Raw genomic sequence first — 23,309 nt, forward strand, 5'->3', positions numbered from 1 at the left:
GCGTCAATGGTAGTCGGTGTGTCTGAAAGCGCCGGTAATAGAGAGGCTTGTTTCGCTGATTGCGGGGCTTGCCTGTGCGTAGGAGCGGACTTCGTCCGCGATCGTTTCATCCTCACGCCAGGGTCACCCAGGGAGCCGCCGATTAGACATCGCGGACAGAGTCCGCTCCTACGCAGCCGGTTGGCCCATGAAAAAAGCCGCCACCGGTTACCCGGTGGCGGCTTTTTCGTGACGCAGTAGCAGGATCAGCCAGCGACCAGCACGCGGATCGCCTCCAGGCGCAGGGAGGCCTTGTCGAGCATCGACAAGCTGTCGTCACGCTGCTTGCGCAGGGCGTCCAGCTCGCTGTCGCGCACGCTGGGGTTGACGGCCTTGAGAGCGGTCAGACGCGCCAGCTCCTCGTCCAGGGTCGCGGTCAGTTGCTGGCGCGCGGCTTCGACGCGTTCGGCATGGCGCGGGGTGATCTTGGTCTCGGCCTGGGCGAACTGCTTGGCCAGTGCATCACGCTGGGCCTGCACGAACTTGTTGGCGCTGGCGCGCGGCACGCTTTCCAGCTGGTCGTTCAAGGTATCGAAGGACACGCGTGCGGACAGGTCGTTGCCATTGGCATCCATCAGGCAGCGCAGCGCCACCGGTGGCAGGAAGCGCCCCAGCTGCAGCTTGCGCGGCGCCACGGCTTCGCTGACGAACAGCAGCTCCAGCAGCACGGTGCCGGGCTTGAGCGCCTTGTTCTTGATCAGCGCCACCGAGGTATTGCCCAGCGAGCCGGACAGCACCAGGTCCATGCCGCCCTGCACCATGGGGTGCTCCCAGGTGAGGAACTGCATGTCTTCGCGGGCCAGTGCCTGGGCGCGGTCGTAGGTGACGGTCACGCCTTCGTCGTCGCCCAGCGGGAAGCTGGCGTCGAGCATCTTCTCGCTCGGGCGCAGGATCAACGCGTTTTCCGAGTGGTCCTCGCTGTCGATGCCGTAGGTGTCGAACAGGCGCTCCATGTAGATCGGCAGGGCGAACTGGTCGTCCTGTTCGTCGATCTCTTCCACCAGCGCTTCGCCTTCACCGGCGCCCCCGGAGTTCAGCTCCAGCAGGCGGTCACGACCGTTGTGCATTTCGGCTTCCAGCGCTTCACGGGCGGCGGTGCCTTCGGCCAGCAGGGCCTCGAAGGCGTCGTCATCGCCGCCGTCCAGCAGCTCTACCAGGCGCGGGCCGAAGCGGTGCTGCAGGGCGTTGCCGGTGGGGCAGGTGTTGAGGAAGGCGTTCAGCGCCTGGTGGTACCACTGGAACAGTCGCTCCTGCGGGCTGTTTTCCAGGTGCGGCACATGGATCTGGATGGTGTGCTTCTGGCCGATCCGGTCCAGGCGGCCGATGCGCTGTTCCAGCTGGTCCGGGTGGGCCGGCAGGTCGAACAGCACCAGGTGATGGGCGAACTGGAAGTTGCGGCCTTCGCTGCCGATTTCCGAGCAGATCAGCACCTGGGCGCCGAACTCTTCATCGGCGAAGTAGGCGGCGGCGCGGTCGCGCTCGAGGATGCTCATGCCTTCGTGGAACACGGTGGCCGGAACACCTGACTTCAGGCGCAGTGCATCGCCCAGGTCCATCGCCGTCTCGGCGTGGGCGCAGATCACCAGTACCTTGTACTGCTTGAGCATCTTCAGGGTGTCGATCAACCATTCGACGCGCGGGTCGAAACGCCACCAGCGGTTGTTCTCGTCGCCATCCTCGGCCTGGGCCTGGAAGCTCACTTCCGGGTACAGGTCCGGGTGCTCGCCCAGCGGCAGCTCCATGTACTCGATCGGGTTGGTCAGCACGTAGGGGTGCAGCTGGCGCTCCGGGAAGCCCTGCACGGCGGCGCGGGTGTTGCGGAACAGCACGCGGCCGGTGCCGTGGCGGTCAAGCAGCTCGCGTACCAGGCGGGCGCGGGCTTCTTCATTGCCGCCTTCGACGCTGGCCAGCAGCTCGTCGCCTTCGCTGCCGAGGAAACCGTGGATGGCCTGGCGCGCGGCGGGGGAGAGGGTGCCCTGGTCGACCAGTTCCTGCACCGCCTCGGCAACCGGGCGGTACTGGCTGCTTTCACGGCGGAAGGCTTCCAGGTCGTGGAAACGGTCCGGGTCGAGCAGGCGCAGGCGGGCGAAGTGGCTGTCCAGGCCGAGCTGTTCCGGGGTCGCGGTGAGCAGCAGCACGCCGGGGATGACCTGGGACAGTTGTTCGACCAGTTGGTACTCCGCGCTGGCCTGCTCCGGGTGCCAGACGAGGTGGTGGGCTTCGTCGACGACGAGCATGTCCCATTCGGCGGCGAACAGCGCGTCCTGGGCCTTTTCGTCTTCACGCAGCCACTCCAGCGCCACCAGGGCCAGCTGGGTGTCCTCGAACGGGTTGCCGGCATCGCTCTCGACGAAGCGCTCGCGGTCGAACAGGGCGACTTCGAGGTTGAAGCGCCGGCGCATTTCCACCAGCCACTGGTGCTGGAGGTTTTCCGGCACCAGGATCAGCACGCGGCTGGCGCGGCCGGAGAGCAATTGGCGGTGGATCACCAGGCCCGCTTCGATGGTCTTGCCCAGGCCCACTTCGTCGGCCAGCAGGACGCGCGGCGCCATGCGGTCGGCAACTTCGCGGGCGATGTGCAGCTGGTGCGCGATGGGTTGCGCGCGGGCACCGCCCAGGCCCCAGAGCGAGGACTGCAGCAGGCGGGTGCGGTGTTCCAGGGTGTGGTAGCGCAGGCCGAACCAGGACATCGGGTCGATCTGCCCGGCGAACAGGCGGTCGCTGGCCAGGCGGAACTGGATGAAGTTCGACAGCTGGGTTTCCGGCACGGTGCGCTGGTCGTTCTGCGCGGTGAGGCCGTGGTAGATCAGCAGGCCATCGACCTCGTCCACTTCGCGGACAGTCATCTTCCAGCCTTCGAAGTGGGTGATCTCGTCGCCCGGGGCGAAGCGCACACGGGTCAGCGGCGCATTGCGCTCGGCGTACTGGCGGGTATCACCGGTGGCCGGATAAAGCACTGTGAGCATGCGGCCATCCAGCGCCAGGATGGTCCCCAGGCCGAGTTCCGCTTCACTGTCGCTGATCCAGCGTTGACCGGGTTGATACTGCGCCATGGACACCTCCCAAAAAAAGCCGGCTATGGTACCGGAACGCGCAGCGTTCAGCGATGGCCGTCGGCGCCTCCGGTCGTCTGAAATATTGGCGTAACCGGCTACGGGCGCGCACTCATCACGAATCGTGGAAAGTGTAGCGAGGCGCTCTCAAGTCTGTCGCAACTTCGCCGATAGCCTGACAAGAGGACTTCCCATCGGGCTTCTTGCAAGGGCTAGCGCCCAAGGACCAACGCAATGCTGCCACCTATTCCCCATAGTCTGGCACCCGTCACTGCCCAGCAGGACGTGCCCAGGCCGCGACCGGATGTCGCTCCGGTGACCCCGCCTGCGCCCAGTGCGGGCAATGCCGGTGTGGAACTGGAACGCCGGCCCGACGAAGAGGCGCTGCAAGAGGAGTATCAGCGCCGGCGCAAGCGTCGCCAGGTGGCCGACGGCACGCCCGAGGCTGAGGCGCTGGAGGAACTGGAGGAGGTCGAGGAGCTGGGAGACGAAGTGCAGGGAGCGCCGCGCAAGGGGCTGTGGATCGATGTCGAGGTCTGACCTGGCCGGGGAGTAGACTGCTCTCATCAGCGAACTCCCGAGCTTGCCATGTTGTTCAACGACGCCCCGATCCTTCTTCCCGATGCCGAACTGCGCCTGATCCCCGACTGGTGCTCGCCGTCGCGCGCTGCCTGCTGGCTGGAACAACTGCTCGCCGAGACGCCCTGGGAGCAGCCGCAAGTGCATCTGCATGGCCGTGATTACCCGGTGCCGCGCCTGGTCAACTGGTACGGCGATCCCGAGGCCTTCTATACCTATTCCGGCCTGACCCATGCGCCGCTGTCCTGGACGCCGCTGCTGGCGGAAATCCGCTCGGCGGTGGAGGCGGCGGCCGGCCAGCGCTTCAACGGCGTGCTGCTCAACCACTACCGCGACGGCCAGGACTCCATGGGCTGGCACAGCGATGACGAGCCCGAGCTCGGGCGCAACCCGGTGGTCGCCTCGTTGAACCTGGGCGGTACGCGGCGCTTCGACCTGCGGCGCAAGGGAAGAAACACAATCGAACATTCCATCGAACTCTCCGGTGGTTCGCTGCTGGTCATGTCCGGCGCGACACAGCATTATTGGCAACATCAGGTTGCCAAGACGCGCCGTCCGGTCGCGCCGCGCCTGAATCTGACTTTCCGCCTGGTGCATGCCCTGCCATGAGCAACGACGACAAGCTGATCGACTTCACCGCCGAGCGCGACAAGCGCATTCACGATGTGCACGAAAAGCGCCTGCAGGACGTGCGCAAGGCCTTTGAGCAGGCGCTGCCGCTGGGCAAGCCGCGCAAGAAGGGCAAGAACAAGCCCAAGAAACGCTGATTAACCCCCTCCCAGGGCCGCCAGGCCCCGCTCTGCGCGGCTTCCCGCCGCACCCGCCCCTTACCGAAACTTGACCTGCGTCAGTGCTCCGGCCCTCCCCGGAAAACGCCTTGTCGACCATTGATCCAGGTCAATTTGTCCTGCCCGGCCACCGGTAATCTGCACACATCCCCAGACGATGTAGGCAACAGGAGGCCAGCATCATGTTCATCGACGAAGTGGTTCTAGCAGGCATCCTTACCGTCGGACTGATGGTTGTTTTCTTCGGCGGGGTCGGAATTTTCATCTGGAAGGACAGCCACAAGAAGAGCTGATCCTTACAGAGTCACAGAGCACGCAAGGCACTTCGGGCGACTTAGGTCGCCCGTTTTTTTTGCCTCGCCGAAAGTCGGGATGACATATTGTTAGCTTGCTAATAATATTGTGGACAACGATTCCGTCATTCCCTTTGCCGACTATCTTTAAGCGATAGACCCGGGCCTTTCGAGAGACCGCGTGCGACCTACGCTACAGGCATTCCTTGCGCCGGATACGCTGGCGCTGAAGTTCGCGATCAAGACCCTCCTGGCTGGCGGCCTGGCGCTCTGGTGCGCTTTCCGCTTCGACCTGGAGCAGCCGCAGTGGGCGCTGATGACGGTGTTCATCGTGTCCCAGCCGCTCTCGGGCATGGTGGTGGCCAAGGGGATTTTTCGCCTGATCGGCACCCTGATCGGCACGGTCATGTCGGTGGTGATGCTCGCGCTGTTCGCCCAGACCCCCTGGCTTTTCCTGCTGGCCATTTCGCTCTGGCTCGGCCTCTGCACCGCAGCTTCCACTTCCCTGCGCAATCACGTGTCCTACGCCTTCGTGCTGTCGGGCTACACCGTGGCGATCATCGGCCTGCCAGCGATCAGCCATCCGCTGGGCGTGTTCGACCAGGCCGTGGCGCGCAGTACGGAAATCTGCCTGGGGATTCTCTGCGCCTCGGCGGTCAGCGCCATCCTTTGGCCACGCCGCGTCGAAGCCAACCTGGACAAGCAGGCCCACGCCACCTGGCTCACTGGCATGCAGGCCGCACGCAGCGAAATCGATGCCGACGCGCGGCAGATCAAGGGGCTGTTGCAGGCGCTGGGAAAGATCGTCGAAGTCGATGTGCAGCGCGACCACGCCTGGTTCGAGGGATACCGCGGACGGATGCGTTCGCGCGCGCTGCGGATACTTTCCCGCGATCTGCTCAGCCTGCTGCGCACCGCACGCGGCGTGGCTCGGCAGCGCAGCGTACTGGATGCCGACGACCGTGCGCGCCTGCAGCCCTGGTTCGAGGAGTTGCGCGCCGTACTGGACGATCCGCAAGTCGACGCCTTGCGCTCGCTGCAGGAGCGCCTGCAGGAGGCCGGCCTGGATGAAAACTACTCCAACGATCTGCGCTACTGCCTGACCCGCTGCGCCTTGCTGTTGCTCAAGGCCCTGAACTCGGAGAAGACCATGCGCGCGGTGGCGGATGGGCGGGTCGACGATGTCGCCACCGGCACCTTGTCCTGGCACCGCGACGGGCTGATGGCGTTGTTCTACGGCCTGCGTAGTGCGCTGGCGCTATTGGGCATGTCGGCCTTCTGGATGGCCACTGCCTGGCCTGCCGCCACGGGAGGCATGACGCTGGCAGCGGTGATCTGCAGCCTGTTCGCCAACCGTGACAATGCCGTCACCATCGGTCTGGGCTTCCTGCGCGGCATCCTCTACGCGATTCCGGCGGCGACGGTGGTCAGCCAGTGGTTGTTGCCGCAGTGGAATGGTTTCCCATTGCTCTGCCTGGCGCTGGGCGTGCCGCTGTTCTTCGCCTTGCTGGGCATGGCCACGCCGGCGCTGGCGGGCACGGCGACGTCTTTCTCGATCCACTTCGTCACCCTGGTGGCGCCGAGTAACGTGATGAAGTACGACCTGGCAACCCTGCTCAACTCCGCCCAGGGCATCGTCATCGGCGTGGGCTTCGCCGTGTTGGTGTTCCGCCTGCTGACCCTCCCCGCGGACTGGCTCAACCGCCGGCTGATCCAGGCCACCTGCGAGGACCTCGGACGCCTGACCCGGCGGCCGCTGGCCGAGGCCGAGAACTGGTTCGGCGGGCGCATGGCCGACCGCCTGATTCGCCTGGCGCGACACTACACGCTGCTGCCCAAGGAAGAGCAGCGGCGCTGGCAGGATGGCCTGTTCGCCCTTGACCTGGGCAATGAGTTGATCCACCTGCGTGCCTGCCTCAACGGAGCCCAGGGGCCATTGCGCAAGCGTCGCGACCAGTTCCTCGGCACCCTGGGCAGCGTGCTGGAAAAAGGCCCCGGCGCGGGGCGCGAGCAGCGCCTGGAAAGCCTCTGCCCGCCGCTGGAGGAAGCCCTGGTCAACGATCTTCAAGGCGACAATGAACCCAACCGCCTGGCCCGAGCCGCGCTGGCGCAATTGCGCCATACCTGGCGCCAGTGGTGCCATCTGGAGGACGCCAATGGGCTTGCATGAGTTCGGCTGGGGCGGTGTTTTCCTGAGCCCGCTGTTCATCTACGCGGTGCTTGCCCTGGGGCTGACCGTCGTCCTTCGCCTGCTGCTGCAGGCCACCCCCTTCGGCCGCTGGATCTGGCACGAAGCGCTGTTCGACTGTGCGCTGTTCGTGCTTATTCTTTGCGGCATCACCTGGGCGCTCAGTGCGGCGCCCTGAGAGGAGAAGTTGAATGCGCGGATACCTTCGCGTAGCCGTCACCCTTGCCCTGGTCATCGCCGCCGTGCTGGCCGGCACGTGGCTGTGGCGCTACTACATGCTGTCGCCGTGGACCCGCGATGCGCGCGTGCGCGCCGACGTGGTGGTGATCGCCCCGGATGTTTCCGGCTGGGTCACCGACCTCGCCGTGCAGGACAACCAGCAGGTCAAGGTTGGCGACCTGATCATGCGCATCGACCACGAGCGCTACGCGGCGAACCTGGAGCAGGCCAAGGCCCTGGCCGAGACCCGCCACCAGCAGTACCTGCTGCGGGTGAGCGAAGCCGCGCGGCGCAGCAAACTGGGCATCGTCGCGATCAGTGCGGAGGACAAGGAAACCGCGCAGATCAACGCCTCCATCGCCAAGAGCGAGTACGACGAGGCGCAGGCCCAGGTGCGCCTGGCGCAACTGAACCTGACTCGCAGTGAGATGCGCGCCCCGCGCGACGGGCAGATCACCAACCTGCGTCTGGCCCAGGGCAACTATGTTCAGGCGGGCCAGGCAATGATGGCGCTGGTGGACCAGAAGTCCTTCTACGTCACCGCCTACTTCGAGGAAACCAAGCTACCCGGCATCCGTATCGGCCAGCCGGCCCAGGTGGTGCTGATGAGCGGCGATATTGCCATCGACGGCACCGTGGAGAGCATCAGCAGCGGCATCACCGACCGCAACGCGGTCCCCGACAGCCAGTTGCTGGCCAACGTCGAACCGACCTTCAACTGGGTGCGCCTGGCCCAGCGCATCCCGGTGCGCATCCACCTCGACAAGGTGCCCGAGGGCGTGCACCTGAGCGCCGGCATGACCGCCAGCGTCACCGTAAAGCCGTGAGCGGGGCGTCTGCCCGCTCGCGCTGAAGCCAGCAGGACAAGGTCGCGCAGAAGATCGACGCGGCGACCAGCGAGACGCCCACCCAGGGCGTCCAGGCGATGCCGGCCAGGCTGATCACCGCACCGCCCAGCGCCGCGCCGAGGGCCACGCCCAGGTGCATGGCCGAAGTGTTCAGCGCCACCCCTGCGCTGCCGCTGGCCGGGTCGCTGGCCAGCAGGTAGCTCTGTACCGCGGGCGAGATCATCCAACTGATGGTGCTCCAGATCATCAAGGCGCCGATCAGCAGCCAGGGGTGACCGAGGCTCAGCGGGATCGCCAGCATCGCCAATCCAAACAGCACCGGTACCACCATCAGCGCGCGGCGATGGCCGAGACGATCGCTCAGCCAGCCACCCAGGTAGCCGCCACCGATGGCCGCCAGGCCGATCAGCAGCAGGGTCAGGGCGATGCCCTGGCTGTCGGTGATCCCGGCGATCTGCTGGAACCACGGGGTGATGTAGGCGAACAGGGTGAAGTGCCCGCCCAGCAGCAGGATCGATACCAGCTGTGCCAGGTTCAGCGCCGGATTGCGCAACTGGCGCCGGTAGGCCGCGCCATTGGCTGGGCTGCCGAGCGTGCGGCGGGGCAGGGCGATCAGTAGCAGGGCGGCCAGCGGCAGGGAGTAGAGGGCGATGGCGGCGAAGATCCAGCGCCAGCCGAGCCAGTCGTTGACCAGCACACCGACCGGCACGCCGAACACCAGCGAACCGCTGATGCCCATGAAGATCAGGCCGATGGCCCGCCCGCGCTGGGCCGGCGGCGCCAGCTCCACCGCCAGCAGGCTGGCCTGCATGATCAGCAGCCCGCAACAGGCGGCCATGCCGATGCGCATCAGCAGCAGCGCAACGTAGCCAGGACTCATCGCGGCGCCCGCGTTGAACGCGGCGAATACCAGCAGGGTGATGAACAGCAGCCGGCGGCAGTCGGCGCCACGGGTGAGCCAGCCGAGCAACGGCGCGGCGATGGCGAAGCTCAGGGAGAACAGGCTGGTGAGCTGGCCGGCGAGGCTGAGGGAGACATGCAGGTCGGCGGCGAGCGAGGGCAGGATGCCGGTGAGGATGGCCTCGGCGAGACCCGCGGCGAAGGTGCAGAGGGACAGCAACAGCAGTCGAAGGTCCATGGCGGCTCCGATTCCCGGTGAGGGGTTTCGGGCACGAAGCCTTCGGTTATCCCAAGTGGATGTGATGTGACGGGGGCAGGGTAGTCGAGGGGGAAACTGTATACAATTTTCCGGGGCCGGATGACCGACCCCGGAGCGCGCGTCAGCCGATGGTGATCGGCGGCAGGGCGGGCAGTTCGATGTTGAGTTTCTCGGTCGGTGCCATGACTTCGGCCTCGCCCTTGACCACGGCCTTGCCGTCCTGGTTGAGCACGGTGGTGCTGATGCGCACGCGGTTCTTCGGCAGCTTTTCCAGCACTTCCAACTCTACTGTCAGTTCGTCGCCGAGCTTCACCGGGCGGGTGAAGCTCAGGTTCTGGCCGAGGTAGATGGTGCCCGGGCCGGGCAGGGTGGTGGCGATCGCCGCGCTGATCAGCGCGCCGGTGAGCATGCCGTGGGCGATGCGCTCCTTGAACTGGGTGGTGGCGGCGTAATCGGCGTCCAGGTGTACCGGGTTGCGGTCGCCGGAGACTTCGGCGAACAGCTGGATATCGCGCTCGGTGACGCTGCGCTGGAAGTTGGCCTTCTGGCCGACTTCGAGTTCTTCGTAGGGAACATTTTGTACGGAAGTCATAGGGGCTCCTCGGTTTTCTCGACCTGCGGGACGGGGCAGTGCGCCGCCAGCCAGTCGATCAGGTTGCGGGTGACCTCGTCGCGGTTGCTCTCGTTGAACAACTCGTGGCGAGCGTCGGGATAAATCTTCAGTTGGACGTCACGCACCCCGGCCCGGGTCATCGCCTGGGCGAGATCGCGCAGGCGCTTGCCCTGGCTGACCGGGTCGCGCTCGCCGCCGATGACCATCACCGGCAGGTCGGCGCGGATGTGCGACAGGTGCTCCAGCGGGGTGATGTCGGCCAGGCCGCCGAGCAGGTCGATCCACAGCTGGTTGCTGCAGCGGAAGCCGCAGAGCGGGTCGGCAACGTACTTGTCGACCTCGACCGGGTCGCGGCTGAGCCAGTCGAAGGCGGTGCGATTGGGTTTGAAGGCCTTGTTGAACGAGCCGAAGGACAGGAAGTCGATCAGCGCGCTGTGCCCCAGCGGGCCCTGGCGCCAGCGCTCGAAGCGCGCTATGACGCGGGCGCTCTTGTACAGCGCCGCCGGCTGGTAGTTGGAGCCGGACAGCACCGCCGCCTTCACGCTGGCGCTGTGCTGCATCAGGTAGGCGGTGCCGATGTAGCTGCCCATGCTGTGGCCGAGCAGGATGATCGGCAGGTCCGGGTGTTCCTCGCGCACATGCTGGTTCAGCGTGTGCAGGTCGCCGATCACCTTGCCCCAGCCGCCGCGGTCGGCGTAGTGGCCCAGTTCGCCGTTCTCGGCGGTGCGGCCGTGACCGCGCTGGTCGATGGCATAGAGGTGGTAGCCGGCTGCGTTCAGTGCCAGGCCCAGGCGCTCGTAGCGGCCGGCATGCTCCGCCATGCCGTGGGACAGCATCAGGGCGCCGCGGGACGGGCCTTCCGGTGCCCAGTGGCGGGTATAGAGCGGTGTCTCGTCGCTGGCGGCGAGCCAGTAGGCGGCGTAGGGCATGGGGTCCATCCTGATTCTTGTGGGTCGATTCTTATTGGAATGGGACATGAAACGGGCCGAGCGGGGCGATTCTGCCACGCCGGGACACGTTCTGTATGGATTGCTGACAGCACCCGGCCATTGTCGTGTAAGCCCCGTCCTAGGCGGCCGTCGGCTCTATCCCGCGCCATGCCGGGATGGTGGCGCAAGATTCACGCAGTCTATGACGCCGCCTGGAGTCTTTGCGATGACCAAAGGAACTGCTAGCTTCCGTCGAATGACCGCAATGACGGTTCGGTTTCGCTCAGGTATGAGGATAAGAATAAATGCAACCTGATTTCTGGAACGACAAACGCCCGGCCGGCGTGCCCAGCGACATTGACCTCACCGCCTACAAATCGGTGGTGGAAGTCTTCGAGCGCTCCTGCAAGAAGTTCGCCGACCGTCCGGCCTTCAGCAACATGGGCGTGACCCTGACCTACGCCGAGCTGGACCGCCTGTCCGCCGCCTTCGGCGCCTACCTGCAGAAGAATACTGACCTGAAGCCCGGCGACCGCATCGCCGTGCAGATGCCGAACATCCTGCAATACCCCATCGCGGTATTTGGCGCCCTGCGCGCCGGCCTCATTGTGGTCAACACCAACCCGCTCTACACCGCCCGCGAAATGCGCCATCAGTTCAAGGATTCCGGCGCCCGTGCGCTGGTCTACGTGAACCTGTTCGGCAAGCTGGTGCAGGAAGTGCTGCCCGATACGGGCATCGAATACCTGATCGAGGCGCAGATGGGCGACTTGCAGCCCGCGCTCAAGGGGCTGCTGGTCAATACCGTGGTCAAGCACGTGAAGAAGATGGTGCCGCAGTACAACCTGCCCCAGGCCGTCCCCTTCAAGGCCGCCCTGCGCCAGGGCCGTGGCCATGGCCTGCAGCCGGTCAAGGTTGGCCTGGAAGACATCGCGGTGCTGCAGTACACCGGCGGCACCACCGGCGTGGCCAAGGGCGCCATGCTCACCCACGGTAACCTGGTGGCGAACATGCAGCAGGTGCATGCCTGCCTGCAGCAGCACGGCCCGGACGGCAAGCCGCTGATGCAGGTCGGCAACGAGGTGATGATCGCGCCGCTGCCGCTGTACCACATCTATGCCTTCACCGCGAACTGCATGTGCATGATGGTCAACGGCAACCACAACGTACTGATCAGCAATCCGCGCGACATTCCCGGCTTCATCAAGGAGCTGAAGAAGTGGCGCTTCTCCGCTCTGCTGGGCCTGAACACGCTGTTCGTCGCCTTGATGGATCGCCCGGAGTTCAAGGAACTGGACTTCTCCAACCTCAAGGTCACCAATTCCGGCGGCACCGCGCTGGTCACCGCCACCGCCGAGCGCTGGAAGGCCATGACCGGCTGCACCGTGGTGGAAGGCTACGGCCTGACCGAAACCTCGCCGGTGGTCAGCACCAACCCCTACGGAGATGCGGCGCGTCTGGGCACCGTCGGCCTGCCGGTGCCGGGCACCGCGCTGAAAGTCATCGACGACAATGGCAATGATGTCGGCCTGGGCGAGCGCGGCGAGCTGTGCGTGAAGGGCCCGCAGGTCATGAAAGGCTACTGGCAGCGCCCGGACGCCACCGCCGAGGTGCTGGACGCCGAAGGCTGGCTGCGCACCGGCGACATCGCGGTGATCGACCCGGACGGCTTCACCCGCATCGTCGACCGCAAGAAAGACTTGATCATCGTCTCCGGCTTCAATGTCTATCCCAATGAGATCGAGGACGTGGTCATGGCCCACCCGAAAGTCGCCAACTGCGCGGCCGTCGGCGTGCCGGACGAGAAATCCGGCGAGGCGGTGAAGCTGTTCGTCGTCGCTCGCGAGGGCGGGGTGACCGTGGAAGAGCTCAAGGCCTACTGCAAGGAAAACTTCACCGGCTACAAGGTACCCAAGCACATCGTGCTTAAGGACGCCTTGCCGATGACCCCGGTGGGCAAGATCCTGCGCCGGGAGCTGCGCGAAACCGCCTGAGGCGAGCGTGAATGAAAAAGGGGGCTGATCCAGGATCAGCCCCCTTTTTTATTTAGAGCGGGATTATTTAGAGCGGGTTGTCGGCCAGAGCCGGTCAACCACCACAGCCGCCACAGCAGCTTTTTTTCTCGCGGAGGATCTCGTAGAGATCGTCCTTGAGCTGCAGCTTCTGCTTCTTCAGCGCCTCGATGGTGTCGTGCGATGCAGGGGTGATGCCGGCTTCCATGTTCTTGATCTCCTGATCGAGATCGTTATGGCTATGGAAGAGCTTGGCGAAATTCGGGTCTTCGGCTTTCAGGCGGGTAATCTTTTCGCGGAATTCGGGAAACATGGGGGGTTCTCCAGGAGAGTGCAAAAGTACTCTGCGGGATCCGCAGCCGACGGGTGTTGAGGTAGATCATCTCCAGAAGGTGATTTCGCCGGTACCTGGCGGATGAAATGTTCCGCAACCCGCAGCTCTTTGTGCTTTCCCTGCGTGCAGTATCCGACGTCAGGGCGGGCGCGAAACTGCCTGATCGAACTCCGGCGATTCTCACCTGCGAAGAGGACAGGTCTGACCGCCAGTCCCCGTTCTTTTTTCCGGTTTCATCTCCATGAAATCCACTTTGTCAGACAATCCAACAAGGCCGCAGCCCTTCTGGGACGGGCTTTTCCGATGAGTGGAAGATTGATGACCGAAATGCCTGTCTCCGGTCATTTTTCTTACTGACAAGGCTGTGTTTGGTGCTGGTCGCTGTTTCTCAAAGCTGATAATCTCGGCCCGCTTTTCGCTCCCCGAGGCTGGGGAAAGCGACACAAACACAACAAAGAACCGCGTACGCGGTAAAGATGAGCTGTTGCTTAGGAGTGGGCTTCCATGACCGACAATTTCTGGAAGGACAAATACCCAGTAGGGATCGCTGCCGAGATCAATGCTGACCAGTACCCGAACATCCTCGCGGTACTCAAAGAGTCCTGCCAACGTTTTGCAGACAAGCCTGCCTTCAGCAACCTGGGCAAGACCCTGACCTACGGCGAGATGTACAAACTCTCCGGGGACTTCGCCGCCTACCTGCAGCAGCACACCGATCTCAAGCCCGGCGATCGCATCGCCGTGCAACTGCCCAACGTGCTCCAGTACCCGGTCGTGGTCTTCGGCGCCATGCGCGCCGGCCTGGTCGTGGTCAACACCAACCCGCTGTATACCGCGCGGGAAATGGAGCACCAGTTCAACGACTCCGGCGCCAAGGCGCTGGTGTGCCTGGCGAACATGGCGCACCTGGCCGAGGAAGTGCTGCCCAAGACCGGCATCCGCAACGTCATCGTCACCGAAGTGGGTGACATGCTGCCGCCGCTCAAGCGCTTCATCGTCAATTTCGTGGTCAAGAACATCAAGAAGATGGTCCCGGCCTACCACATCGCCAATGCGCAGAAGCTCACCGACGCCCTGGCCAAGGGCCGTGGCAAGGCGGTGAGGGAAGCCTCGCCGCATAACGACGATGTTGCCGTGCTGCAATACACCGGCGGCACCACCGGCGTGGCCAAGGGCGCGATGCTGACCCACCGCAACCTGGTCGCCAACATGCTGCAGTGCAAGGCACTGATGGGCGCCAACCTCAACGAAGGTTGCGAGATCCTCATCGCCCCGCTGCCGCTGTACCACATCTACGCCTTTACCTTCCATTGCATGGCGATGATGCTCACCGGTAACCACAACATCCTGGTGACCAACCCGCGCGACCTGGCCAGCATGGTCAAGGAACTGTCGCAGTGGAAGTTCACCGGCTTCGTCGGCCTGAACACCCTGTTCGTCGGCCTGTGCAACAACGAAGGCTTCCGCAAGCTGGACTTCTCCGCGCTGAAGCTGACTCTCTCCGGTGGCATGGCCCTGCAACAGGCCGCCGCCGAGCGCTGGAAAGACGTCACCGGCTGCGCCATCTGCGAAGGCTACGGCATGACCGAGACCAGCCCGGTGGTCTCGGTGAACCCGTTCCAGAACATCCAGATCGGCACCATCGGCATCCCGGTTCCGTCGACCTTGTGCAAGGTCATCAGCGATGACGGCCAGGACCTGCCGCTGGGCGAGCGTGGCGAACTGTGCGTCAAGGGCCCGCAGGTGATGAAGGGTTACTGGCAGCGCCAGGAAGCCACCGACGAGATCCTCGACAAGGACGGCTGGCTGCGTACCGGCGACATCGCGATCATCCAGGAAGACGGCTACATGCGGATCGTCGACCGCAAGAAAGACATGATCCTGGTGTCGGGCTTCAACGTTTACCCCAACGAACTGGAAGACGTGCTCGCCGCCCTGCCGGGCGTGCTGCAGTGCGCCGCCATTGGCATCCCGGACGAGAAATCCGGCGAGGTGATCAAGGTCTTCGTGGTGTCCAAGCCGGGCGTTACCCTGACCAAGGAACAAGTCATGCAGCACATGCACGACAACCTCACCGGTTACAAACGACCCAAGTCCGTCGAGTTCCGCGACAGCCTGCCGACCACCAACGTCGGCAAGATCCTGCGGCGCGAATTGCGCGACGAGGAACTCAAGAAACTCAAGGCTTGAGCCGATAAACAAAGAACCCGCCGCGAGGCGGGTTTTTTGATCCGGGCAAGGATGCCGCGCCCTTTATCTGCTTGAGGTAATCGCCTTGAACACTGTCCTTCGACTGCGCGCCAAGGTACTGCTCCTGGCCATCGCTCCGATCCTGCTGCTCACTGTCCTGTTGTGCGCCATCGCCACCGTCGCCCTGATGCAGTTGTCGACCCAGCAGGAGGCGCAGATCCGTGAGAACCTCACGCATGACCGCGAAGCGCAGTTGAAGAACTTCGTCGACGTGGCCCTGGCTGCCGTCGGGCCGGTCTACCAGGCGGCCGCCGAAGGTGATGCTCAGGCGCGCGAGCAGGGTATCGCGATCCTCAAGCGACTCGTATATGGTCAGGGCGGCTACTTCTGGGGCTACGACACCCGCTCCGTCCGCGTCTTCCAGGGCACCAGTGACGAGCGCCTGGGCGACGATTTCAGCAGCTACCGTGACCCCAATGGCGTCTACGCCATCCGCGAGCTGGTCAGCGCCGGCCAGAGCGGCCAGCACTACGTGCGCTACAGCTTCACCCTGCCGGGCGGCAACAGCATCGTGCCGAAGATCGGCTACGCCCATTACCTGCCCAAGTGGAACCTGGTGTTCGGCACCTCGCTGAACCTCGACGACGTCGAGCGCGAAGCGCAGGCGGCGGGCGCCGCCTTCGACGCCAAGATCGATAACCTGCTGCTGCTCATGGGCGGCTCGGCGCTGGCGCTGCTGGTGGTGATCGGCGTGCTCGCCGGGCTGTTCAGCCGCACCATCGTCCAGCCCATCGTGCAGGTGCGCGACAACCTCGACGACATGGCCGCCGGCGACGGCAACCTGACCCATCGGCTGAACCTCGGTCGCCACGACGAACTGGGCGAACTTGCCGGCTCGTTCAACCGCTTCGTCGAGAAGATCCATGTGCTGGTGCAGCAGGTGGCCGGCACCACTCAGCAGATGTCCGGGCTGGTGGGCGATGTTGCCCAGCAGGCACAGCGCTCCGAGCGTGCGATGGACGGCCAGCGCCACGAGACCGATCAGGTCGCCACCGCCATCAACGAAATGACCGCCGCCGCCCAGGAAGTCGCGCGCAGTGCGCAACAGGCCGCCGATGCCGCGCAGCAGACCGACCGCGAGGGCCAGGCGGCCAAGCGCGAAGTGGACCTGTGCGTCGCGCAGATCAACGACCTGGCAGGCGAAGTGCGTAGCAGCAGCGATTCCCTCGACACCCTGCGCCAGGACGTGCAAGGCATCGTCGGCGTACTCGAAGTGATCCGCTCCATTGCCGAGCAGACCAACCTGCTGGCGCTCAACGCGGCCATCGAAGCGGCCCGAGCCGGCGAGGCCGGGCGTGGGTTCGCCGTGGTTGCCGACGAAGTCCGCGCGCTGGCCAGCCGCACCCAGCAGAGCACCGGGGAAATCCAGCAGATGATCGACCGCCTGCGCGGCACCACCGAAGGCTCGGTGAATGCCATGCAGCGCGCCAGCGACATGGCCGAGCGCACCCGTGGCCAAGCCAACCAGGCCGGCCAGTCGCTGGACGCCATCGCCCAGTTGATCGGCACCATCAACTCGATGAACGCGCAGATCGCCAGCGCCGCCGAGGAACAGACCGCGGTGGCCGAGGAGATCAACCGCAGCGTGCACCAGATCGCCGGGGGCGTTGAAAGCGTGGCCGACGACGCAGCCAAGGGCGCGCGCACGGCGACCGAGCTGAACGGCCTGGGTGAGCGCCTGCGCCAACTGGTCGGCCAGTTCCGCATCTGATCAGGCGGGGCGCAAAGTCCCGCTGATCCGGGCCGCCAAGTAATCGGCGTGGCGGCCCCTGCCGGTCTTTTGCGACAATTCACGAATTGTCGCCATGACAGCCCATTCCAGGGACCGGCTTTGCACTTGCTCGCGCCGCTCCCGCCCAGATGCCCGCGAAGCCGATGACCACAGATAGCACGCCGACTCCCGAACAACTCCTGCAGCGCATGGATCACGCGATGATCCGCGACCGCCATCGCCTGCGCCGGCAGCTCCACGAACTGCGCAAGCACCCCGACGAAGCCAAGCTCGCCCAGTGGGCCGAGCGCTTCCAGGCTTCGTGCGCCAAGGCCGAGGCGCGCCGCGCGAGCATCCCGAAGATGCGCTACGACGACAGCCTGCCCATCGCCGCCAAGCGCGACGAGATCAAGGCCGCGCTGGAAAAGAGCCAGGTGGTGGTGATCGCCGGCGAGACCGGTTCGGGCAAGACCACCCAGCTGCCGAAGATCTGCCTGGAGCTGGGCCGCGGCACCCACGGCCTGATTGGCCACACCCAGCCGCGCCGCCTCGCCGCGCGCAGCGTGGCCACCCGCGTCGCCGAGGAAATCGGCACGCCGCTGGGTTCGCTGGTCGGCTACCAGGTGCGCTTCGAGGACCAGAGCGACGACAGCACACTGATCAAGCTGATGACCGACGGCATCCTGCTGGCCGAGACCCAGCACGACCGTTACCTGGAACGCTACGACACGATCATCGTCGACGAAGCCCACGAACGCAGCCTGAACATCGACTTCCTGCTCGGTTTCCTGAAGACCCTGCTGCACCGCCGGCCGGACCTGAAGCTGATCATCACCTCGGCGACCATCGACCTGGAGCGCTTCTCCAAGCACTTCAACGATGCGCCGATCGTCGAGGTTTCCGGCCGCACCTACCCGGTGGAGACCTGGTACCGCCCGCTGGCGGCGGAGCAGGACGAGAACGGTGAAGCGCTGTTCGACGATCTCTCCGTGGACCAGGGGATCCTGCGGGCACTGGACGAGATCGCCGCCCATGAGCGGGAGATCGGCAAGCGCCCCGGCGACGTGCTGGTGTTCCTTCCTGGTGAGCGTGAGATTCGCGATGCCGCCGACATGCTGCGCAAGGCCAACCTGCGCCACACCGAAGTGCTGCCGCTTTACGCGCGCCTGACGCCGGCCGAGCAGCAGAAGATTTTCGCGCCGATGCCGGGGCGCAAGATCGTGCTCGCCACCAACGTCGCGGAAACTTCGCTGACCGTACCGGGCATCCGCTACGTGATCGACAGCGGCACCGCGCGCATCAGCCGTTACAGCTACCGCGCCAAGGTTCAGCGCCTGCCCATCGAGGCCGTCTCGCAAGCCAGCGCCAACCAGCGCAAGGGCCGTTGCGGCCGGGTCGAGCCGGGCATCTGCGTACGTCTGTACAGCGAGGAAGACTTCAACGGCCGCCCGGCCTTCACCGATCCGGAAATCCTGCGCACCAACCTTGCGGCGGTGATCCTGCAGATGCTCCATCTGCGCCTGGGCGACATCGAGGCCTTCCCCTTCATCGAGCCGCCGGATGGCAAGGCGATCAACGACGGCTTCACCCTGCTGCAGGAACTCTCGGCGGTGAATCGTGAGGGCCAGTTGACGCCGCTGGGCCGCCAGCTGGCGCGCCTGCCGGTCGACCCACGGCTGGGCCGCATGTTGCTGGAAGCCGCGCAACTGGGCAGCCTGCCGGAAGTGCTCACCGTGGCCAGCGCGCTGTCGGTGCAGGACCCGCGCGAGCGGCCGATGGACCGCCAGCAGGCCGCCGACCAGGCCCATGCGCAGTGGAAGGACCCGGACTCGGACTTCGCCGCGCTGATCAACCTCTGGCGCGGCTTCGAGGAACAGCGCCAGGCGCTGGGCTCCAACCCGCTGCGCAACTGGTGCCGGAAGAACTTCCTGAATTACCTGCGCCTGCGCGAATGGCGCGATGCGCACCGCCAACTGACGCTGATCTGCCGCGAGTTGCAGCTGCCGTTCACCAAGCCAGACGGTGGCACCCGTAGGAGCGAGCTTGCTCGCGAACAGCCCAACACTGCGAAACCCCAGGACAACAAAGGCCGCCAGCCCGCCGTCGATAAAGGTGCGAAGCAGGTTCGCGAGCAAGCTCGCTCCTACAAGGGCGGCGAGCCCGAGGCGAAACCGCGCGACATCGACTATGCCGCCGTGCACAAGGCGATCCTCTCCGGCCTGCTCAGTCAGATCGGCCAGAAGGCGGAGGAGGGTGATTACCTCGGCGCGCGCCAGCGACGCTTCTGGATTCACCCCTCCAGTGTGATCGGTCGCAAGAAGCCGCAGTGGATCATGGCCGCCGAGCTGGTGGAGACCACCAAGCTGTTCGCCCGCATGGTTGCGAAGATCGAGCCGGACTGGCTGGAACCGCTGGCCGGCCACCTGGTGAAGAAGAACTACCTGGAGCCGCACTGGGAGAAGAAGCGCGGCCAGGTGGTGGCTTATGAGCAGGTCACCCTCTACGGTCTGATCATCATCGGCCGCCGCGCCGTGCACTACGGCCCGATCGATGCGCCGGTGTCCCGCGAGATGTTCATCCGCGAGGCGCTGGTGCGCGGCGAGATCAACAGCCGCGCCAAGTGCCTGTCGGCCAACCGCCAATTGCTGGAAAAGCTCGACGAGCTGGAAGCCAAGGCGCGCCGCCGCGACATCCTCGCCGACGAGGAAACCCTGTTCGCCTACTACGACGCGCGCCTGCCGGCGGACATCTACCAGTCCGCCAACTTCGAGAAGTGGTACGAGCGCGAACACAAGGCGCAGCCGGACCTGCTGATCATGCGCGAGGAAGATGTGCTCGCTCGCGACGCCAGCGAAGTCACCGCCGGCCTCTACCCGGATCGCTTGCAACTGGGCGAGCTGCAATTGCCGCTCACCTACCACTTCGAGCCGGGCCACGTGCGTGATGGCGTGACCGTGCGCGTACCCGCGCCGCTGCTGCCGCAGTTGCCTGCCGAGCGCCTGGAGTGGCTAGTGCCGGGGCTGCTGGAAGCCAAGTGCATCGAACTGGTGCGCAGCCTGCCCAAGGCGATCCGCAAGAACTTCGTGCCGGTGCCTGATTTCGTCCGCGCGGCACTGGGCAAGATGGTCTTCGCCGAGGGCGCGCTGTCCGCATCCCTCGGCCGAGAACTACAACGCATGACCGGCAGCCGCGTGCCGGAAGAGGCCTGGGCGGAAGCCGAGACCCAGGTGGAAAGCCACCTGCGGATGAACATCGAAGTGGTCGACGCCCGTGGCAAGTTCCTCGGCGAAGGCCGCGACCTTGCCGAACTCACCGCGCGCTTCGCCGAGGCCAGCCAGGCCGCGCTGGCGATCCCGCAGGCAGACAAGCCGCAGAAGCCGGTGGAAGCCAAGGGCTTTGGCGAAGTGGCGGAGAAGGTCCAGCAGAAGATCGCCGGGCTGTCGATGACGGTCTACCCGGCGCTGGTAGAGGAGGCAGGCGTGGTCAAGGAAAACCGCTTCCCGACCCAGGCCGAGGCCGACTACCAGCACCGCCGTGCCTTGCAGCGCCTGCTCCTGCAACAGCTCGCCGAGCCGGCCAAGTTTCTGCGCAGCAAGCTGCCGGGACAGACCGACATGGGCCTGCTCTACCGTGAGCTGGGCCGTGTCGAGTCGTTGGTGGAGGATATCCTGCTGGCCAGTCTGGACAGCGCCATTCTCGACGGTGAAAGCAATCTGCCGCGCGACGGCGCCGGGCTCGCGTCACTGGCCGAGAAGAAGCGTGGCGCGTGGACCGAGCACGCCGAGCGCATCGCCCGCCTGACCCTGGAAATCCTCAAGCTCTGGCACGGCCTGCAGAAGCGCTTCAAGGGCAAGGTCGACCTTGCCATGACGGTGCCGCTGAACGACGTGAAGGGCCAGTTGGCCAAGCTGGTCTACCCCGGCTTCGTGCGTGACACGCCGCTGGAGTGGTTGAAGGAGTACCCGCGCTACCTGAAGGCGATCGAGCAGCGCCTGGACAAGGTCGCCGGGCAGGTCCAGCGCGACCGTGTGTGGAGCAGCGAAATGGCCGGGTATTGGGAACAGTATTTGGCGCGCCTGGCCAAGCATGCCCAGGAAGGCAAGCGCGACCCGGAGCTGGCGCTGTACCGCTGGATGCTGGAAGAGTACCGCGTCTCGCTGTTCGCCCAGCAGTTGGGGACGAAGGTGCCGGTGTCGGACAAGCGCCTGTCGAAGCAGTGGAGCCAGGTCGAGGCCTGACTGCGGTTGATCTTGTAGGAGCGAGCTTGCTCGCGAACAGTTCCGTAGGGCGAATAACCTGGAACAGGTTATCCGCCGATCCCTGCGCGGCGGATAACACTGGCGCGTTATGCGCCCTACGGAGAAGGGGGCGCGGCTTTTGCTTCTCTGTTGGAGCGAGCTTGCTCGCGAACCCGCCCAGCGTCTGAGGTTCCGGGGAATCTGTTCGCGAGCAAGCTCGCTCCTGCAGGTCGGTACCGGAGGTCAGTCGCGCTTGGGAATGTTCAGCCCGCGCTGCACCGCCGGCCGCGCGAGGAAGCGCTCCAGCACACGCTTCACGTTCTGGAAGTTGTCGAAGCCCACCAACTCGCCCGCTTCGTAAAAGCCGATCAGGTTGCGAATCCACGGGAAGGTGGCGATGTCGGCGATGGTGTAGCGCTCGCCCATGATCCAGTCGCGGCCTTGCAGGTGGCGGTCGAGCACGGCCAGCAGCCGCTTGGCTTCGTCGACGTAGCGCTGCAGTGGGCGCTTGTCCTCGTAGTCCTTGCCGGCGAATTTGTTGAAGAAGCCGATCTGGCCGAACATCGGGCCGATCCCGCCCATCTGGAACATCAGCCACTGCAGGGTTTCATAGCGGCCGCTGGCGCCGGGGGCGATCAGCGAGTCGGTCTTGTCGGCGAGGTAGACCAGGATCGCGCCGGACTCGAACAGCGCCAGCGGCTTGCCGTCCGGGCCGTTGGGATCGAGGATCGCCGGGATCTTGTTGTTCGGGTTCAGCGAGAGGAATTCCGCGGACATCTGGTCATTGCGCTCGAAGCTGACCAGGTGTGGCTCATAGGGCAGGCCGAGCTCTTCCAGCATGATCGACACCTTCACGCCGTTGGGCGTGGGCAGCGAGTACAGCTGCAGGCGGTCAGGGTGTTCGGCGGGCCATTTGCGGGTGATGGGGAACGCGGAAAGGTCTGACATGCATACTCCGGTCAGGTGAGCGGGAACTTGAGTCGGCCCTCAGGATAGACCTCCGCGCGCCGACGGTCATGACCCGCACACGACAAACCGGTATGGTGCGCCCCTACCCGGTCAATGGAAAAGGAACCCCGCATGAGCCTGCACGGCACCTACGATCCGCAGAACATCTTCGCCCAGATCATTCGCGGCGAGGCTCCCTGCTACAAGCTGTACGAGGACGACGATGTGCTCGCCTTCCTCGACCTGTTCCCGCAGTCCTTCGGCCACGCGCTGGTGATTCCGAAGAACTCCCCGGCGCGCAACATCCTCGAAGTCGACCCCGATGCGCTGGCCAAGGTGATGCGCGTGGTGCAGCGCCTGACGGGTGTGATCGTCGAAGAGCTGAACCCCGATGGCGTGCAGGTCGCCCAGTTCAATGGCGCGCCGGCCGGGCAGACGGTGTTCCACATTCATGTGCACATCGTCCCGCGCTATGCCGGTGAAGGCCTGGGCATCCATGCGGCGAACAAGGCCGATGCGGGAGAGCTGGAGAAGCTGCAGGCGCGCCTCGTTGCCCGTCTGAACGGCTGAGGCGCACCCGGGCCGTCGGTTACTCGACTGCCGGCTTGATGTCGAAACCACTGCGGTTGTCGCTGACGATACGGAAGGCGTTGTCGCCGCCGGGCACCAGCGGCACCAGCAATTCGCGGCGCAACATGGCCTTGCTGCAAAGGCCATCGCCGTCCTTGTCGCCGATGATGCCGACCACGTGCTTGCCCGCCGGCACATGGAAGCTGGCCGACTCGCCCTTGCCGATGCGCGCGGCTATCTCATGGTCGATGGTGAGGGCGACGTAACAGCCGCCACCGATATAGCCCACGTCGCGGGTCACGTCGACCTGGACGCTGTCCTTGCCCGGTTGCTGGTAGCCCAGCAGGCGATCGGTGGGGACGGGGTGAACTTCATCGCTCTGGTACGAGGCACAGCCCGAAAGCGCAAGCACGGACACGACGGCAAGAATCGAACGCATGGATTTCCTCCTGGAATGCTGCTGCGAAGGCTAGCGCAGCCCGCACCATCCTGCCGACTTCTGTCGGTTGGATCACTGCGCGTGGGAAATTGGAGTAGT

General features: G+C 65.1%; 19 protein-coding genes. 12 read left to right on the top strand and 7 right to left on the bottom strand.

Annotated elements, in window-relative coordinates; translation table 11 throughout:
* Nucleotides 1-245: 245 nt before the first annotated feature.
* Nucleotides 246-3,098: an RNA polymerase-associated protein RapA gene (gene rapA, locus CTR55_RS07915; protein WP_296285369.1), complete on the bottom strand. Its 2,853-nt coding sequence runs from the start codon at nucleotides 3,096-3,098 to the stop codon at nucleotides 246-248.
* A 228-nt stretch (nucleotides 3,099-3,326) separates the two neighbouring features.
* Between rapA and CTR55_RS07920 the strand changes: the two genes are divergently transcribed.
* The 7 genes from CTR55_RS07920 (at nucleotide 3,327) to CTR55_RS07950 (ending at nucleotide 7,986) form a co-directional block, all read left to right on the top strand.
* Complete coding sequence (locus CTR55_RS07920) at nucleotides 3,327-3,632, top strand: aspartate-semialdehyde dehydrogenase (RefSeq protein ID WP_296285370.1); 306 nt, start codon at nucleotides 3,327-3,329, stop codon at nucleotides 3,630-3,632.
* 48 nt (nucleotides 3,633-3,680) lie between these two features.
* A complete protein-coding gene (locus CTR55_RS07925; RefSeq protein WP_296285371.1) occupies nucleotides 3,681-4,280 on the top strand; it encodes an alpha-ketoglutarate-dependent dioxygenase AlkB in 600 nt (199 codons plus the stop codon).
* Entirely contained in the window at nucleotides 4,277-4,438 is a 162-nt protein-coding gene (locus CTR55_RS07930) for a hypothetical protein (protein WP_192430650.1), read from the top strand. Before CTR55_RS07925 ends, CTR55_RS07930 begins: the two co-directional genes overlap by 4 nt.
* A 203-nt stretch (nucleotides 4,439-4,641) precedes the next feature.
* On the top strand, nucleotides 4,642-4,752 hold the full coding sequence (ccoM, locus tag CTR55_RS07935) for a cytochrome c oxidase subunit CcoM (RefSeq protein ID WP_024764625.1): 111 nt from the start codon (nucleotides 4,642-4,644) through the stop codon (nucleotides 4,750-4,752).
* A 181-nt stretch (nucleotides 4,753-4,933) separates the two neighbouring features.
* Nucleotides 4,934-6,922 (top strand): FUSC family protein, encoded by a 1,989-nt coding sequence (locus CTR55_RS07940; protein ID WP_296285372.1) that lies wholly within the window; start codon nucleotides 4,934-4,936, stop codon nucleotides 6,920-6,922.
* Nucleotides 6,909-7,118: a DUF1656 domain-containing protein gene (locus CTR55_RS07945; RefSeq protein ID WP_296285373.1), complete on the top strand. Its 210-nt coding sequence runs from the start codon at nucleotides 6,909-6,911 to the stop codon at nucleotides 7,116-7,118. Before CTR55_RS07940 ends, CTR55_RS07945 begins: the two co-directional genes overlap by 14 nt.
* A 13-nt stretch (nucleotides 7,119-7,131) precedes the next feature.
* Entirely contained in the window at nucleotides 7,132-7,986 is an 855-nt protein-coding gene (locus CTR55_RS07950) for an HlyD family secretion protein (RefSeq protein WP_296285374.1), read from the top strand.
* Here the strand turns inward: CTR55_RS07950 and CTR55_RS07955 are convergent.
* From CTR55_RS07955 to CTR55_RS07965, 3 genes are all read right to left on the bottom strand, one after another.
* Nucleotides 7,970-9,145 carry an MFS transporter gene (locus tag CTR55_RS07955; protein WP_296285375.1) on the bottom strand — a complete coding sequence of 392 codons (1,176 nt, stop codon included), beginning with the start codon at nucleotides 9,143-9,145 and terminating at the stop codon, nucleotides 7,970-7,972. The two genes, CTR55_RS07950 and CTR55_RS07955, sit on opposite strands and share 17 nt — an antisense overlap.
* Nucleotides 9,146-9,287: 142 nt before the next feature.
* Entirely contained in the window at nucleotides 9,288-9,758 is a 471-nt protein-coding gene (locus tag CTR55_RS07960; protein WP_296285376.1) for a MaoC family dehydratase, read from the bottom strand.
* Complete coding sequence (locus CTR55_RS07965; protein WP_296285377.1) at nucleotides 9,755-10,708, bottom strand: alpha/beta hydrolase; 954 nt, start codon at nucleotides 10,706-10,708, stop codon at nucleotides 9,755-9,757. The genes CTR55_RS07960 and CTR55_RS07965 overlap by 4 nt, the downstream gene beginning before the upstream one ends.
* 305 nt (nucleotides 10,709-11,013) lie before the next feature.
* Between CTR55_RS07965 and fadD2 the strand changes: the two genes are divergently transcribed.
* Nucleotides 11,014-12,702: a long-chain-fatty-acid--CoA ligase FadD2 gene (fadD2, locus tag CTR55_RS07970; protein ID WP_296285378.1), complete on the top strand. Its 1,689-nt coding sequence runs from the start codon at nucleotides 11,014-11,016 to the stop codon at nucleotides 12,700-12,702.
* Between the two features lie 94 nt (nucleotides 12,703-12,796).
* Here fadD2 and CTR55_RS07975 read toward each other — a convergent pair whose 3' ends face one another.
* On the bottom strand, nucleotides 12,797-13,033 hold the full coding sequence (locus CTR55_RS07975; protein WP_296285379.1) for a YdcH family protein: 237 nt from the start codon (nucleotides 13,031-13,033) through the stop codon (nucleotides 12,797-12,799).
* A gap of 525 nt (nucleotides 13,034-13,558) precedes the next feature.
* Between CTR55_RS07975 and fadD1 the strand changes: the two genes are divergently transcribed.
* The 3 genes from fadD1 (at nucleotide 13,559) to hrpA (ending at nucleotide 21,253) form a co-directional block, all read left to right on the top strand.
* Nucleotides 13,559-15,244, top strand: coding sequence for a long-chain-fatty-acid--CoA ligase FadD1 (gene fadD1 / locus CTR55_RS07980; RefSeq protein ID WP_296285380.1), 1,686 nt, complete (start codon nucleotides 13,559-13,561; stop codon nucleotides 15,242-15,244).
* An 85-nt stretch (nucleotides 15,245-15,329) separates the two neighbouring features.
* On the top strand, nucleotides 15,330-17,015 hold the full coding sequence (locus tag CTR55_RS07985; RefSeq protein WP_296285381.1) for a methyl-accepting chemotaxis protein: 1,686 nt from the start codon (nucleotides 15,330-15,332) through the stop codon (nucleotides 17,013-17,015).
* 164 nt (nucleotides 17,016-17,179) lie between these two features.
* On the top strand, nucleotides 17,180-21,253 hold the full coding sequence (gene hrpA / locus CTR55_RS07990; protein WP_296285382.1) for an ATP-dependent RNA helicase HrpA: 4,074 nt from the start codon (nucleotides 17,180-17,182) through the stop codon (nucleotides 21,251-21,253).
* A gap of 243 nt (nucleotides 21,254-21,496) precedes the next feature.
* On the opposite strand, the gene CTR55_RS07995 is transcribed toward hrpA, so the two are convergent.
* On the bottom strand, nucleotides 21,497-22,201 hold the full coding sequence (locus tag CTR55_RS07995; RefSeq protein WP_296285383.1) for a glutathione binding-like protein: 705 nt from the start codon (nucleotides 22,199-22,201) through the stop codon (nucleotides 21,497-21,499).
* Nucleotides 22,202-22,333: 132 nt separating this feature from the next.
* On the opposite strand from CTR55_RS07995, the gene CTR55_RS08000 reads away from it, so the two are divergent.
* Nucleotides 22,334-22,771, top strand: coding sequence for an HIT family protein (locus CTR55_RS08000; RefSeq protein WP_296285384.1), 438 nt, complete (start codon nucleotides 22,334-22,336; stop codon nucleotides 22,769-22,771).
* Between the two features lie 19 nt (nucleotides 22,772-22,790).
* On the opposite strand, the gene CTR55_RS08005 is transcribed toward CTR55_RS08000, so the two are convergent.
* The gene (locus CTR55_RS08005; RefSeq protein ID WP_296285385.1) at nucleotides 22,791-23,210 is read right to left on the bottom strand and encodes a 3-isopropylmalate dehydratase; all 420 of its coding nucleotides are present in this window, start codon (nucleotides 23,208-23,210) and stop codon (nucleotides 22,791-22,793) included.
* Between the last annotated feature and the right edge of the window lie 99 nt (nucleotides 23,211-23,309).

Origin of the sequence: Pseudomonas sp., from assembly GCF_002796985.1 — a bacterium.
Lineage (GTDB): Bacteria > Pseudomonadota > Gammaproteobacteria > Pseudomonadales > Pseudomonadaceae > Pseudomonas.